The 14,181-nt window shown below is 70.9% G+C and carries 14 protein-coding genes; 9 read left to right on the top strand and 5 right to left on the bottom strand.

Annotation, left to right across the window (positions count from 1 at the left end; translation table 11 throughout):
- Positions 1 to 13: 13 nt before the first annotated feature.
- Positions 14 to 1,300, top strand: a complete 1,287-nt coding sequence (locus ACGFMK_RS08385; protein WP_392759618.1) for an adenylosuccinate synthase — start codon at positions 14 to 16, stop codon at positions 1,298 to 1,300.
- Here the strand turns inward: ACGFMK_RS08385 and ACGFMK_RS08380 are convergent.
- Positions 1,297 to 1,794: an OsmC family protein gene (locus tag ACGFMK_RS08380; protein WP_392759616.1), complete on the bottom strand. Its 498-nt coding sequence runs from the start codon at positions 1,792 to 1,794 to the stop codon at positions 1,297 to 1,299. The two genes, ACGFMK_RS08385 and ACGFMK_RS08380, sit on opposite strands and share 4 nt — an antisense overlap.
- Before the next feature lie 122 nt (positions 1,795 to 1,916).
- On the opposite strand from ACGFMK_RS08380, the gene ACGFMK_RS08375 reads away from it, so the two are divergent.
- The gene (locus ACGFMK_RS08375; RefSeq protein WP_392759614.1) at positions 1,917 to 2,819 is read left to right on the top strand and encodes a TIGR03564 family F420-dependent LLM class oxidoreductase; all 903 of its coding nucleotides are present in this window, start codon (positions 1,917 to 1,919) and stop codon (positions 2,817 to 2,819) included.
- On the opposite strand, the gene ACGFMK_RS08370 is transcribed toward ACGFMK_RS08375, so the two are convergent.
- Positions 2,800 to 4,434: a Na+/H+ antiporter gene (locus ACGFMK_RS08370; protein ID WP_392759612.1), complete on the bottom strand. Its 1,635-nt coding sequence runs from the start codon at positions 4,432 to 4,434 to the stop codon at positions 2,800 to 2,802. The two genes, ACGFMK_RS08375 and ACGFMK_RS08370, sit on opposite strands and share 20 nt — an antisense overlap.
- Positions 4,435 to 4,584: 150 nt before the next feature.
- Here ACGFMK_RS08370 and ACGFMK_RS08365 point away from each other — a divergent pair, with 150 nt between their 5' ends.
- Positions 4,585 to 5,823 carry an MFS transporter gene (locus ACGFMK_RS08365; protein ID WP_392759610.1) on the top strand — a complete coding sequence of 413 codons (1,239 nt, stop codon included), beginning with the start codon at positions 4,585 to 4,587 and terminating at the stop codon, positions 5,821 to 5,823.
- Between the two features lie 57 nt (positions 5,824 to 5,880).
- Here the strand turns inward: ACGFMK_RS08365 and ACGFMK_RS08360 are convergent, their stop codons facing one another.
- Both ACGFMK_RS08360 and ACGFMK_RS08355 read right to left on the bottom strand, forming a co-directional pair.
- A complete protein-coding gene (locus tag ACGFMK_RS08360) occupies positions 5,881 to 7,419 on the bottom strand; it encodes an amino acid permease (RefSeq protein ID WP_392759608.1) in 1,539 nt (512 codons plus the stop codon).
- Positions 7,420 to 7,559: 140 nt separating this feature from the next.
- A complete protein-coding gene (locus ACGFMK_RS08355; protein ID WP_392759606.1) occupies positions 7,560 to 7,898 on the bottom strand; it encodes a hypothetical protein in 339 nt (112 codons plus the stop codon).
- Between ACGFMK_RS08355 and ACGFMK_RS08350 the strand changes: the two genes are divergently transcribed.
- Positions 7,884 to 8,072, top strand: coding sequence for a hypothetical protein (locus ACGFMK_RS08350; protein ID WP_392759604.1), 189 nt, complete (start codon positions 7,884 to 7,886; stop codon positions 8,070 to 8,072). The two genes, ACGFMK_RS08355 and ACGFMK_RS08350, sit on opposite strands and share 15 nt — an antisense overlap.
- On the opposite strand, the gene ACGFMK_RS08345 is transcribed toward ACGFMK_RS08350, so the two are convergent.
- Positions 8,046 to 9,182, bottom strand: coding sequence for a glycerophosphodiester phosphodiesterase (locus tag ACGFMK_RS08345; RefSeq protein ID WP_392759602.1), 1,137 nt, complete (start codon positions 9,180 to 9,182; stop codon positions 8,046 to 8,048). The two genes, ACGFMK_RS08350 and ACGFMK_RS08345, sit on opposite strands and share 27 nt — an antisense overlap.
- 169 nt (positions 9,183 to 9,351) lie before the next feature.
- On the opposite strand from ACGFMK_RS08345, the gene purD reads away from it, so the two are divergent.
- The 5 genes from purD (at position 9,352) to ACGFMK_RS08320 (ending at position 14,106) form a co-directional block, all read left to right on the top strand.
- Positions 9,352 to 10,626 (top strand): phosphoribosylamine--glycine ligase, encoded by a 1,275-nt coding sequence (gene purD / locus ACGFMK_RS08340; protein ID WP_392759600.1) that lies wholly within the window; start codon positions 9,352 to 9,354, stop codon positions 10,624 to 10,626.
- A gap of 163 nt (positions 10,627 to 10,789) precedes the next feature.
- Positions 10,790 to 11,131: a hypothetical protein gene (locus tag ACGFMK_RS08335; RefSeq protein ID WP_323325719.1), complete on the top strand. Its 342-nt coding sequence runs from the start codon at positions 10,790 to 10,792 to the stop codon at positions 11,129 to 11,131.
- A gap of 25 nt (positions 11,132 to 11,156) precedes the next feature.
- Entirely contained in the window at positions 11,157 to 11,723 is a 567-nt protein-coding gene (locus tag ACGFMK_RS08330) for a DUF3558 domain-containing protein (protein ID WP_392760095.1), read from the top strand.
- Between the two features lie 9 nt (positions 11,724 to 11,732).
- Positions 11,733 to 13,343 carry a hypothetical protein gene (locus tag ACGFMK_RS08325; RefSeq protein WP_392759598.1) on the top strand — a complete coding sequence of 537 codons (1,611 nt, stop codon included), beginning with the start codon at positions 11,733 to 11,735 and terminating at the stop codon, positions 13,341 to 13,343.
- Positions 13,333 to 14,106 (top strand): ESX secretion-associated protein EspG, encoded by a 774-nt coding sequence (locus tag ACGFMK_RS08320; RefSeq protein WP_392759597.1) that lies wholly within the window; start codon positions 13,333 to 13,335, stop codon positions 14,104 to 14,106. Before ACGFMK_RS08325 ends, ACGFMK_RS08320 begins: the two co-directional genes overlap by 11 nt.
- The last annotated feature ends 75 nt before the right edge of the window (positions 14,107 to 14,181 follow it).

Genomic DNA, 14,181 nt, shown 5'->3' with positions numbered 1-14,181 from the left:
CTTGGAGTGTCACATGCCGGCCATCGTGCTCATCGGTGCCCAATGGGGAGACGAAGGCAAGGGCAAGGCCACCGACCTGATGGGTGACCGCGTCCAGTGGGTCGTCCGCTACCAGGGTGGCAACAACGCCGGTCACACGGTCGTCCTGCCGAACGGCGAGAACTTCGCCCTGCACCTCATCCCGTCCGGCATCCTCACCCCCGGCGTGACGAACGTCATCGGCAACGGCGTGGTCGTCGATCCGGGTGTGCTGCTGGAAGAGCTGTCCGGACTGGAAGCGCGGGACGTCGACACGTCCAAGCTGCTGATCTCCGCGGACGCGCACTTGATCATGCCGTACCACGTGGCCATCGACAAGGTCACCGAGCGCTACCTGGGCAGCCGCAAGATCGGCACCACCGGCCGCGGCATCGGCCCGTGCTACCAGGACAAGATCGCCCGCGTCGGCGTCCGCGTGCAGGACCTGCTCGACGAGAAGATCTTCCGCCAGAAGGTCGAAGCCGCGCTGGAGTTCAAGAACCAGGTGCTGGTGAAGGTCTACAACCGCAAGGCCCTCGACGCGAACCAGGTCGCCGACGAGGTGCTGGCCGCGGGCGAGAAGTTCGCGCACCGCATCGCCGACACCCGGCTGCAGCTCAACCAGGCGCTCGAGCGCGGCGAGACCGTGCTGCTCGAGGGCTCACAGGGCACGCTGCTCGACGTCGACCACGGCACCTACCCGTTCGTGACGTCGTCGAACCCGACGTCCGGCGGCGCGAGCGCCGGTTCGGGCATCGGCCCGGGCCGGATCGGCACGGTGCTCGGCATCCTCAAGGCCTACACCACGCGCGTCGGCTCCGGCCCGTTCCCGACCGAGCTGAACGACGAGTCCGGCGAGTACCTGCGCAAGCAGGGCGGCGAGTTCGGTGTCACCACCGGGCGTTCGCGGCGCACCGGCTGGTTCGACGCGGTGATCGCGCGCTACGCGGTCCGCGTCAACGGCATCACCGACTACTTCCTCACCAAGCTGGACGTGCTGTCCGGGCTGGAGAAGGTGCCGGTGTGCGTGGGGTACGAGGTCGACGGCTTCCGCACGCAGGACATGCCGATGACGCAGACCGACGTGCACCACGCGATCCCCATCTACGAAGAGCACCCGGGCTGGTTCGAGGACATCTCGGGCTGCCGCACGTTCGAGGAGCTGCCCGCGAACGCCCGCGCGTACGTCGAGCGCCTGGAAGAGCTGTCGGGCGCCCGCATCTCGGCGATCGGCGTCGGCCCGGGCCGTGACCAGACGATCGTGCGGCATCAGTTCGTCTAGGTCAGTTTCGTGCTGACCGGCGTCTCGTTGCGGAACAGGTCGAGCACCGGGCAGTGCTCGTCGACCTCGCGCTTGAGGTCTTCGTAGCGCTCCCGGCTCGCCGGCCCTTCGAGCTCGACGGACACCCGGACGTCCCCGAACCCGGGGCGGGTGTTGAGCGAGAAGCCGAAGAAGCCGTGGAGGTCGAGGTCACCGTCGACGGTGACCTTGATCGAGTCGATCGGGATCCCGCGCTTGGCCGCCCAGAACTGGTACGTGATCACCTGGCACGACCCGAGGGCGGCGAGCGCGAACTCGACGGGGTTCGCGGCCTGGTCGGTCCCGCCGAGCGCCGGCGGCTCGTCGACGGTGAAGCTGTGGTCCCGCACCTTGACCGCGACTTCGGTCTTGGTGCCGGGCTTGAGGGTGTGGTCCACGCTGAAGGACACGGCGGCGTTGTGCGGGTCGGCGTCGACGGCCTTGCGAGTGCCGTCGATGACCTCGGTCAGCGACATGGGATCTCCTGAGGATGGTGATCGGGATCTCGCCCAGGGTGGGCGATTTCCGCACAGTCCGCGCGACTTCCCACGCGCTGGGAAGCCGGAAACCGGTGGCCTCGCTCGCTAACTTGGAACGCATGACCATCGGAGTCACGCTTCCCGCCGGCGACACCGCCGCCGCGCCGAACCTCGTCGACGAGCTCGTCGCGCAGGCCCGTGAGGCCGCCGATGCCGGGCTCAAGTCCGTCTGGTTCTCGCAGCTTCCGCTCAGCCAGGACGCCATCACCGTCGCCGCCATCGCGGGGCGGGAGAATCCCGGGCTCGAGGTCGGCACCTCCGTCGTGCCCATCTACCCGCGGCATCCGTTGGTGGTCGCGAACGCGGCGCAGACCGCGCACGCCGCCACCCACGGGCGGTTCACCCTCGGCGTCGGGCTCGGCTCGAAGGGATTTCTCGGGCCCGTCTACGGCGTCGAGTACCCGCCGCCCATCAAGCACCTGCGCGAGTACCTCACCGTGCTCAAGAAGGTCTTCGCCGGCGAGGAGGTCGACTTCGACGGCGAGACCGTGCAGGCGCACGCGCCTGGACTGTCCACTGTGGGCGGTGACGTGCCGATCATCGTCGCCGCCATGGGGCCGCAGGCGCTGCGAGTCACCGGGGAGCTGGCCGACGGGACGCTGCCGTTCCTGGCCGGGCCGCGGGCGCTGGCCGAACAGATCGTTCCGCACCTGCCCAGCGGCAAGCGGATCCTCGCCGCCGTGCCCGCGATCGTCACCGACGAGCCCGACGCCGTGCGCGCCCTCGCCGTCGAGCAGATGGGGTTCTACGCGCAGATCCCGTCGTATCAACGCATCCTGGCCGCGGAAGGCGTTGATCATCCGGCGGACCTGGCGATCATCGGCGACGAGAAGACCGTCCTGGCCGGGCTGCGGCGCTACTACGACGCCGGCGCGACCGACGTCCTCGTGTCGCAGACCGGCATCCGCTCGTCCGAAGAGCGGCGGCGGACCTGGGAGGTCATCAGCTCAATCGGTTCGTGAGGGTCGTCGACACCGACAGCTCCTCCAGGTCCAGCTCGCGCAGCACCTTCCCGAGGACCTCGTCGTCGAGCCGGCCGGCGCGGTTCTCCTCGATCATCGCCTTGCGCTGGGTGATCAGCAGCTCGCGCCGGGCCTTGGCGAACTGCGCGTGCGGGTTGCCGGAGCGGTCCTCGCCGGACAGCGTGATCGCCGCTTTCGCGAACCGGTAGCGCGTGTCCACGAGCCGTTCGAGGCGCTCGCGAAGCCGTTCGATCTTCTCCGGCGGCAGGTCCAGCTCGGCGAGCCGGTCGCGGCTGATCTCGCGCAGCCGCGCGTGCGCCGCCTTCTGCGCGACCTCGCGGGCCGCGAGCTCCTCGGCCTCGTCGTGGGCCGCCTCCTCCGGGTCGCCCACCTTCAGCACCCGGATCAGCGGCGGCAGCGTGAGCCCCTGGATGAGCACGGTGCCGATCGCCACCGCGTACGCGAACAACTGGATCTCCTCACGGCCCGGCGTATCGGCCGGGACGCCGGCTGCGGCCGCGAGCGTGACGACGCCACGCATGCCGGTCCACGAGATCACCGCGATCGTCTGCCAGTCCGGGGCCCGGCGGACCTGCCCGAACAGCCGCAACGTCTTCGGCAGGTACGCGAACAGGGCCACCGCCGGAATCCGGATGAGCATCGTCGCCGCGAGCACGGCCAGGGCGACCAGCGTGAGCGTGCCGTTGTCGCGGGCCGCGTGCCCGGCGCCGTCGAGCACGAACGGCAGCTGCAGGCCCATCAGCGCGAACACCAGCGCCTCCAGCAGGACGTCGATCGACGCCCACACCGATCTGTCCTGCATCCGGGTCGCGGGTGACGCGTAGAGCGACCGATGGCCGAGGTAGAGGCCCGCGGCGACGACGGCGAGCACCCCCGAGCCGCTGAACTCCTCGCCGAACGGGTGCAGGTGCTCCGCGGTGACGTACGCGCCGAACGGCACGATGATCCCGAACGCCGACTCCAGCAGCGGGTCGTCGAGCAGCCGCCGGATCCCGACGACGAGCGCGCCGATCGCCAGGCCGACCGCGATGCCCAGCACGGTCGCGACGCCGAACACCGCGAAGCCGTGCCCGGCCGAGCCCGCGGTGCCGGCGACGGCGGCCAGCGCGACCTTGTACAGCGTCAGCGCGGCGGCGTCGTTGACCAGGCTTTCGCCGGTCAGCACGGTCATCACCCGCCGCGGCAGGCCGAGCTTGCGCCCGATCGCCACGGCCGTCACCGCGTCCGGCGGCGCCACGACCGCGCCCAGGACGAGGGCCGAGGCGAACGGCACGTCCGGCAGCAGGAGGTGCACGACCAGCGCGACGACCACCGCGGTGACGGCCACCAGCACCACGCCCAGCGCGACGATCGGCCGCAGGTTGCGCTTGAAGTGCGTCAACGAGCTTTCGAGCGACGTCGAGTAGAGCAGCGGCGGCAGCACGACGGTGAGGACGAGCTCCGGCTCCAGCTCGAGCCGCGGCACGCCGGGGATCAGCGCCACCCCGAGCGCGACCACCACGACCAGCAGCGGCGCGGACAGGTTGTAGCGCCGCGCGAACGCCGTCAACGCGAGCGAGCCGGCGAGCACGCCCATCAGAACCAGGATCTCCACGCGCGTGATCTTCGCGCAGGTGGGCGCCCTGCGCCCGGCTTCCGGTGAGTGGAAGTGACCTGGCTTACGGCATGTCCGATATGCACACTTGTTCGCACAACGCACACTTGTGCGGATCACGTGCACCGACGCACATCCGGAGGTTCCCCCATGTCCCCTGGCACCCGCTCCTGGGTCGTGCCCCTGGCCTGGACCGCCGTTCTGCTCGACGGGTTCGACCTCGTCGTGCTCGGCTCCGTGCTGCCCGTGCTCCTCCGCGACCACGTCTGGGGCCTGACGCCCGGCACGGCGTCGGTCGTCTCGACGGTCGGCCTGGCCGGGATGATGCTGGGCGGCCTGGCGATCGGCACGATCACCGACGTCATCGGCCGCCGGAAGTCCCTGATCATCTCGGTCGCGCTGTTCTCGCTGTGCACGCTGCTGTGCGCGTTCGCGCCGTCGACGTTCGTCTTCGGGCTGCTGCGCTTCGTCGCCGGTCTCGGCCTGGGCGGCTGCCTGCCGACGGCCATCACGCTGGTCACGGAGTACGCGCGCCGCGGCAAGGCCGGCAGCGCGACGACCACGGTGATGACCGGCTACCACGTCGGCGCGGTGCTGACGGCGCTGCTGGCCATCGTGCTGATCTCGCCACTGGGCTGGCGCGCGATGTTCGTCGCCGGCGCGCTCCCGGCCGTCGTGCTGATCCCGCTGATGCTGAAGTTCCTGCCGGAGTCCGAGTCGTTCCAGCGGGTCCGCGAGACCGAACGCTCGGCCGGGCACGCCGTCGCCGGCCTGTTCCGCGGCGGGCTGCTGCGCGCCACCATCGCGTTCTGGGTGACGTCGTTCATGGGCCTGCTGCTGGTCTACGGCCTCAACACCTGGCTGCCGGAGATCATGCGCCAGGCCGGGTACCCGCTCGGCGCCGCGCTCAGCCTGCTGCTGACGCTGAACGTCGGCGGCATCGTCGGCCTGCTCGTCGCGGGCCGGGTCGCCGACCGCGTCGGCATCCGTCCGTCGGCGATCGTCTGGTTCTGCGCGGGCGCGGTGTTCCTGGCGCTGCTGAGCGTGAAGCTGCCGGCGGTCGGGCTGTACGCGGCGGTGTTCCTGACCGGCTGCTTCGTCTTCAGCGCGCAGGTGCTGGTGTACGCCTACATCGGCCGGATCTACCCGGACGCGATCCGCGCGACCGGCCTCGGCTGGTCCGCGGGCATCGGCCGGATCGGCGCGATCTCCGGCCCGCTGCTCGGCGGCGCGCTGCTGACGGCCGGAATCGCGTACCCGTGGGGTTTCTACGCCTTCGCCGCGGTGGGCGCCCTGGGCGCGGCAGCCGTCACGGTGGTCCGCCCCGGCCGCGAAGCCCGCGTCGAAGAACCCGCCCCGGCATCAGAGTCCCGCCCCGCCACCACCTAAAGCCGTGAATGGCACATTGAGGGACTCTAAGTCCCTCAATGTGCCATTCACGGACTTTCAGCCGAGTTCCTTGAGTTCCTGTTCCACCGCGGCCAGTTCGGCTTCCGAGCCCTGGACCTTCGGGCCCTTGAACCACTTCCGGGCCGAGACCGCCCACCAGAGGGCGGCACCGCCGAGCACCACGAGGAACGCGATCGGCGTGTAGTTGAACGAGTCCACCGTCACCGGCGACGCCTGCGGCAGCATGAACAGCACGAAGATCAGCACGACCCAGACCGTCGCGATGATGCCGACCGGCTTGCCCCAGCGCCCGAGGTGCCACGGCCCGCGCTCGAAGTCGTCACCCTGCCGCACCCGAAGGAACACCGGGATCACGTAGGCGACGTACAGGCCGACGACGGCGATGGACGTGACCGCGCTGTAGGCCGTGTAGCTCCACAGGTACGGCAGCGCCAGGATGAGCGCGCCGCCCGCGCCGAGCCAGACGGCGTTGGTCGGCGTCTGTGTCCGCTTGTTGATCTTGTGCCAGAACTTCGACCCGGGGATCGCGCCGTCACGGGCGAACGCGTAGATCATCCGCGAGTTCGCCGTCACCGACGCCATGCCGCAGAACAGCTGCGCGCCGATGCAGATCAGCAGCAGGAACTTGCCGGTGACCGCGCCGGTCGCGTCGATGAAGATCTGCGCGGGCGGGACGCCGGTGGCCGAGCCGACTTCGCCGGCGTAGTCCTGGATCGCGAACGTCAGGCCGATCAGCAGGATCCACCCCGCGACGAGCGAGACGACGATCGACATCACGATGCCGCGCGGCCCGGCCGTCGCCGCGCTCTTCGTCTCCTCGGTCATGTGCGCCGACGCGTCGTAGCCGGTCAGCGTGTACTGCGCGACCAGCAACCCGAGCGCGAAGACGTAGAACGCCGACCCCCAGCCCGTCTGGTTCACGAAACTGCCGAAGACGAACGACGCGTCCTGGTGCTTGGCGGGCACGAAGACCAGCACGCCGACGATCACCAGCACGCCGATGAGGTGCCACCACACGCTGACGTTGTTGAGGATCGCCACGATCCGGACGCCGAAGGTGTTCAGCAGGCCGTGCACCACGAGGATGATCGCGAGCAGCAGGATCGTGTGCCCCGGCGTCGCCGAGAAGCCCCACTGCAGGTCGAGGAACGCGTTGAGGAACAGCGCCGCGCCGAAGTCGATGCCCGCGGTGACGGCGATCTGCCCGACGAGGTTGAACCAGCCGGTGAACCACGACCACGCGGGGCCGTTCTTCCGCGCCAGCCGCGCCGCCCAGTAGTACAGGCCGCCCGCGGTCGGGTAGCTGGAGCAGACTTCGGCCATGCCCAGGCCGACCAGGATGACGAAGATCCCGACCAGCGGCCAGCCCCAGATCATCGCGGCCGGTCCGCCGGTCTTCATGCCGAAGCCGTAGAGGGTCAGGCAGCCGGACAGGATGGAGATGATGGTGAACGAGACGGCGAAGTTCGAGAACCCCGACATCGTCCGCTTGAGCTCCTGCGCGTAGCCGAGCTGGTGCAGTCGTGCGGAGTCGTCATCGTGGTCGGGAGTGGTCTGCTGGTCGGAGACATCCATCGGGCACCTCTTGAAAGGTATGCGGCCAGACCATTGAATTCGCCGAAGTTAGCCCTGGTGGGCGAGGGGTGTCAAGGCTTCGTCAAGAAACTCGTCCAGCTGCTTGAGCAGCGGCCCGCCGCCGCGGTGGTCGTTCGAGATCAGCGTCGCGGTGACACCATCGGAGTGCGTGCTCCGGAACGTGCCGCCGTGGTCACCGCCTTCGAGCCGGACCGGCCGGGCCACGGCAGCCAGAAGCCGAGGCCGTACCGGTCCGCGTGCGGCCGCGGCATCCGGTCGACCCACTCGCGCGGCACGATCCGGCCGCCCAGGAACGCGGGCCAGAACGCCCGGAAGTCCGGCGCGGTGCTGTAGATCCCGCCGTCGCCGTGCCGGTCCGCGATCCGTTCGGCGAGCAGCGGGGTCGGCGGCGGGTCCGCCTCTTCGTCGCAGTAGTCACCGATGCCGGAGGTGTGCGTCAGCAGGTGCTCGACCGTCACGGCGTCGTCGATCAACGGCAGGTCGTCGCCGACGACGACCAGCGCGATGAACCCCTTGGTACCGCTGGCGATCGCGAGCCGGAGAACGTCGTGAGGGGCACCTTCATGGACGAAGAGTCCATGAAGGTGCCCCTCACGGCAAAGCGATCAGTGACCCAGGAACGCGTGCAGTGACTCGAGGGCGGTGTCGGCCTGGTCGGCGAAGAAACCGTCGACACCCGCCTTGAGGAACGCCGCCTCCTCGGTGAACACGTCACCGTAGGCGTCCGGCTCCGCCGAGGAGCGCAGGTTGGCCGGCAGGAACGGGTTCTCGTTGCGGAACGTGTACGGCTGCACCTTCAGGCCGGCCTTGTGCGCGTCCGCGACGATCGAGGACGGCTTCGTCAGGTTGCCGGCCGCGTCCAGCGGGATGATCTGCCCCTTGTCCGGCCCGAGGTACTTCGCGTACTTCGCGACCTCACGCAGCCCGGACGCCGTCACGAGGTCCGCGTACGTCCGCTTGTCGCCGCTCGCGACGAAGTCCGCCGGGGCGCCGGACGCCGACGTCAGCTGCAGCAGCGGCGTGCGGACCTGCTTGTGCAGCGCGATCAGGTTCGACACCTCGAACGACTGGATGATCGCCGGCGCGTCGGGCCGGTCGAGGCCGTTCTTCTTGAGCGCCGAGACCAGCTTCGGCTCGACCGGGTTGCCGATCGACTGGAAGAACGTCGAGTGCTTGACCTCGGGGTAGGTGCCCAGCGTCCGGTGCAGTTCCTTGCCGAGCCGCTTGGTCAGGTCGAGCACCTCCTGGAAGGAGGCGATCTGGTACCGGCCGTTGTACAGCGTGTTGTGCGGGCGGTTGGCCGGGATCCGCTCGACCGCCCGCAGCGTCTTCAGCTCGGCCAGCGTGAAGTCCTGGGTGAACCAGCCGGTCGTCGAGACGCCGTCGATCACCAGGGTCTTCTTGCGGTTCGCGAACTCCGGGTGCCGCGCGACGTCGGTGGTGCCGCCGATCTCCGGCTCGTGCCGGGCGACGAGCTGGCCGTCCTTCGTCGGGACGAGGTCGACGTCGACCCAGCTCACGCCCATCCGGTAGGCGAGCTCGTACGAGGCGAGGGTGTGCTCCGGGCGGTACCCGGGCGCGCCGCGGTGTCCGATGATCACCGGGTCATCGTGACCCCGGCCGTGCGCGGCCGCATCGGCGGACCCGGTCTCGGCCGCGTTCGCCGAGCCGATCGCGAACCCGGTGACGCTCAGCAACGCCAGCCCGGCGAGTGCCAGGACGCCGACACGTTTGCGCTTCATCTGGTGACCTCTTTTCCCACAGGGTTGACCCTGACTACTCGCGCAACCCTCACTGTCGCAAGCATCCGAAGTGCGTATCCGGGCGAAAGCGGCGGTAAACGGCACGTGGCCACCCGTTCCGGGGACGGCGAAATGTCCGGCGCGAAGCCGTCCGGATACGCTGTGCGGCGTGCGCGTACTGGTAATCGGCTCCGGCGCCCGTGAGCACGCTCTCGTCCTCGCGGCGTCCGGCGACCCCACGGTCACCGCTCTGGCCTGCGCGCCCGGCAACGCCGGGACGGCCGCGATGGCCGAGCAGCTCGGTGTGGAAGCGGCCGACCCGGAAGCGGTCGCGGAGCTCGCGAAGAGCTGGCAGGCCGACCTCGTGGTGATCGGGCCCGAGGTCCCGCTCGTCGCCGGCGTCGCCGACGCCGTCCGCAAGGCGGGCATCGCCTGCTTCGGCCCGTCGGCCGCGGCGGCCCGCATCGAAGGCTCCAAGGCGTTCGCGAAGGACGTCATGGCCGCGGCGAACGTGCCGACCGCGCGCAGCGAGGTGGTCGACAACCCGGCCCGCCTCGACGCCGCGCTCTCGCGCTTCGGCCCGACCTGGGTGGTGAAGGACGACGGCCTCGCCGCGGGCAAGGGCGTCGTCGTCACGACCGACTACGACGTCGCGCGCAAGCACGCCATCATGCTGCTCGACGGCGGCCACCCCGTGCTTCTGGAGTCCTTTTTGGACGGTCCGGAGGCCTCGCTCTTCTGCTTCGTCGACGGCCACACCGTCGTGCCGCTGCTGCCGGCGCAGGACTTCAAGCGCGTCGGCGACGACGACGCCGGCCCGAACACCGGCGGCATGGGTGCCTACGCCCCGTTGCCCTGGGCACCCGAAAACCTGGTCGACGAGCTGGTCGAGCGGGTCGTCCAGCCGGTCGCCGACGAGCTGGTCGCGCGCGACGCGTCGTTCTCCGGCCTGCTCTACGCCGGGCTCGCGCTGACCTCCGAAGGCCCGCAGGTCATCGAGTTCAACTGCCGCTTCGGCGACCCGGAGACCCAGGTCGTGCTGGCCCTGCTGCGCACGCCGATCGCCGGGCTGATGCACGCCACGGCCACCGGCAAGCTCGCCGAGCACCCGCCGCTGGAGTGGGCCGGCGGTGCCGCGGTCACCGTCGTGATCGCCGCCGACGGCTACCCGGGCAAGCCGCGCACCGGCGACGTCATCACCGGCGGCGAGATCGACGGCGTGCTGCACGCCGGCACCCGCCGTCGTGACGACGGCGCGGTCGTCTCCTCCGGCGGCCGCGTGCTCTCGGTCGTCGGCACCGGCAAGACGCTCAAGTCGGCGCGCAAGCACGCGTACGAAACCGTGGAGAAGGTCCACCTCGCGGGCTCGCACCACCGCACGGACATCGCGCTCAAGGCGGCGAACGGCGAGGTCAGCGCCCCGGTGGCGCAGCAGAACGCGTGATCTGACGGATCGGGGGAACCGGCGGCGGACGAACTTCGTCCAAACTCAGGCCGCTGCTACATCCTGGTTGGTAGCCTCAACGGGAGTCGGCCGGTCACCGTCGGTATCACGTCAGGGGAGAGCATTGTCAGGACCCTCGTACGACCTCAGCACGGCCGTCCCGGTGGCGCCGGCGGCCGCGGACGTCCTGGTCCACCCGGACAAGCTGCTCGACGTCGCCCGGATCGTCGAAGAGCAGGCCAACGGCCTCGAAGACCAGCTGCTGACCCGCCTCGGCCTGCTGCGGATCGACGCCCCGTCCGCGGACGTGATCAGCACCCAGTCGATCGACGCGTGGAACGCGCTGATCGCCGACGGCGACCGTTCCTACGCCGGCCAGGTCCGCGAGTACGTCGCCGGCCTCAAGCGCCTGGTGTCGCAGCTGCGTGAAGCCGCGAAGGACTACAACGTCAGCGAAGACGAGAAGGCGGCGGTGTTCGGTGACCGCGGCAAGCACGGTGCGTAACCGGACCTTGCGGATCACCGGGGGCGTGCTCGCGACGGCGGCGCTCGCCGGCTGCTCGGCGGGCACCGAAGGCACCCCCTACCCGGTCGAGACGGCCGCGACCGCGGCGTCGCAGAGCGCCAAGGCGGCCCAGCTGCCGCAACGGCCGGCCGAGCTGACGCTGCAGAACGTCGACCTGTGCGACGTGCTGCCGCAGGTGCAGCTCGACGCGTTGAAGATCACCAGCGTCCCCCGCGAGGCACCGGAGCCGGACGGGCCGGTCTGCGTCTTCGACGCGGACGGCGCCGAGCCGATGCACTCCTACCACGTGGGGGCGGTGGCGGCGGACCTCGATCAGTGGATCACCGGCGCCCGCAAGAAGAACAGCATGACCACCGTGCCGCAGAACATCGGCGGTTACCCGGCGCTGACGAACTACCGCGCGGCCGGCGACCCGGCCGACTGCGAGACCCTCGTCGGCGTCGCGAGGGGCCAGACGCTGACCGTCCAGACCTTCGCCATCACCCGCGGCAAGCTCACCCAGCCGCAGCTGTGCGAGATGTCGGCGCACGCCGCCGACCTGGCGCTGCAGTCCTTGAAGTCACGCAACTAGGGAGGGCGCGTGGAATTCTCCGAGCTCGCGGCCGGGATCCAGAACCACCGGTTCGACGGCTGGACCAACACCGCGATCGCCGACCAGATCACGCGGATGATCAACGGCGACGGCACCGGCAGCATCGGCACCGCCGTCGACGCGCTGAAGGCCGTCGCGACGGCGCTCGCCCACACCGACCAGACCCTGCGGTCGCAGCTGCTCAAGCTCGGCGTCGAGTGGCAGAGCCAGGCGGGCGGCGCGGCCAGCCAGGTGCTCACCGAGCAGGCCGGGTTCTCCCAGGACGCCACCACGAAGGTCGCGCACGCCGCGGAAATGGTCTTCGCGCAGGGTGAGGCGTTCAACCGCACCAAGTACAAGCTCCCGGACGCCGAAACGGTCCGGAAGGGCGCGGGCGGCTACAGCCTCACCGACGGCCTGCTGCTGAGCCTGATCGGCTTCGAGACCGACCACGCGCGCCAGGTCGAAGCCGCGAACGACGCCAAGGCGCAGGCGACGCAGGCCCTGAACGAGTACGCGCAGGACAGCGGGACCAACCTGCTGTCGACGCAGTCGCTGTCGGACCCGGAGTCGCTGAAGCTGGCGGCTCCCGGCGTCACGCCCGGCGTGCTGGACGTCGCCGCCGCGTCCGTCGCGGTCACTCCCGACGGCAGCGTGCGGCCGGCTTCGGACAAGGTCCGGTCGGTGCACGTCGACCCGCCGGTGGTGCAGCCGGTGTCGCACACCGTCCACGCCGACCCGCCGACCCCGTTCTACGGCACCCCGGTGCAGCAACAGCAGCCGTCCCGGCCGCCGGCGCAGGCACCGCGCCAGACCGGCGCGACCGCCCCGGCGGCGAGCCAGGGCACGACACCCAGCTCCGCGACGGCGCCTTCGGGCGCGAAGCCGCCGACGTCACCCGGCCCCGGCTGGGTCACCGCGCCGGGCCGCGGCACGTCCGGTGAGCCCGGCCGTCCCGGCGGGTTCAACCCCGGCCTGCCCGGCGGCGGCGACCCGAACACCTTCGTCCCGCCCGGTGCGCCCGGCTCGTCCGGCGCACCCGGGCAGCTGCCCGGCGGCCCGGGCACCGGCTCGACGGCGACGTCGCCGATCAAGGGGCTCGGCGGCGGTGGTGCGTCCGGCGCCGGCGTGACCGGACTCGAAGGCTCGGCCAGTGGCGCGAACCGCGGCGCGGACGGCGTGCTGGCCAAGGGCCGCACGGTCGGCGCCGGGCCGCAGGCCCCGATCGCACCGGGACAGTTCACCGCCGAACGCGGCTTCGCGGCGAAGCCGGGCGCGACCCCGGGCGAGCTGGGCGCGGGTGCGGCGGCGGTCGGCGCAGGCGCGGCCGGTGGCGCGCTCGCCGGCGACAAGGACCGCGAGAAGCGCAGCCAGAGCCAGTCGAAGGGCCCGGTGCGGCCGCTGCCGGTCGGCGAGCTGCCCGAGGAAGAGGCGGCCGCGCTGCGGAAGTCGGAGCAGATCGGCGCGAAGCAGAAGGGCGAGGACCCGAGGTTCCTGTCGAAGGCGGCCCCGCAGGAGGAGGACGCCGAGCACGTCCGCCGCTTCGGCGTCGACGACAAGGACCTGTTCGCGGACCAGCGGATGGTCTCGCCCGACGTGATCGGTGACCATGACGCGTGAGCACGGCAGCCTCGTGCTGTCCGCGTTGGAGTTCGACGTGCTCTGGGAATCGCTCGAACTGCCCCGCCGGCACGTCGCGCTGGACGTGCCGAGTGCGGGCACCACCCGCACGGAACGCGCGGAGTTCGTGGAGTCGGCCTGGTCGTCGCTGGCCGACCGGCGGCTGGCCCGCAACCGCCGGGTGTCCGGCGAGGTGGCCGACACGCTGCACCTGCTGGCCCGCCCGCAGTTCGGCGTGGACGTGTGGGTGTGGGCCGAACGCGAGATCCGCGGCCGCGCGGTCAGCGTCCGCAGCCAGGCGGTGCTGGCGGTGGTCGACAGCGGCGAGGTGTGGCTGATCCCGGCGACGGAAGACGGCCTCCCGGAGGCGGCGGTCTCGGTGGCCGGCGACCTGGGCCCGGGCATCGGCCAGACGGTCAGCATCCCGTACGACACCCTGCGCGCGGCGGACGCGGCGGCGAATGGCGACCCGAAGGCGCTGGTCACGGCGCTGGAAGACCAGGGCGTGGTGCTGTTCCAGGCCCAGGAGCTGTCCGGGATGCTGCTGGGCCAGGAGGCCCGCGGCCAGTTCGGCGCCGAGCGCACGAGCCGCGACGGCATCGTCCACCGCGCCCCCCGCGTGGTGGCGTTCTTCGACACGGACGCGGGCCGCTACCTCTTCCAGGTGGCGAAGGACCGCGACGGCCGCGAGTGGGCGACGGTCACGCCGTCGGACAACGTCCTGCTGGCGACCCGGATCCGCGAGCTGATGGCGGAGGCCTGAGCCCCGCCGGGTGGAAGTTGGCGGAGATCGGTACGCAGAGTGCGCGGGAAGTCATAAAGTATGCGGGGAACCGTC

Origin of the sequence: Amycolatopsis sp. NPDC049252 (assembly GCF_043197175.1) — a bacterium.
Classification (GTDB): Bacteria; Actinomycetota; Actinomycetes; order Mycobacteriales; family Pseudonocardiaceae; genus Amycolatopsis.
Note: the sequence above shows the minus strand (reverse complement) of the source record. Positions and strands in the feature narration are given on the sequence as shown.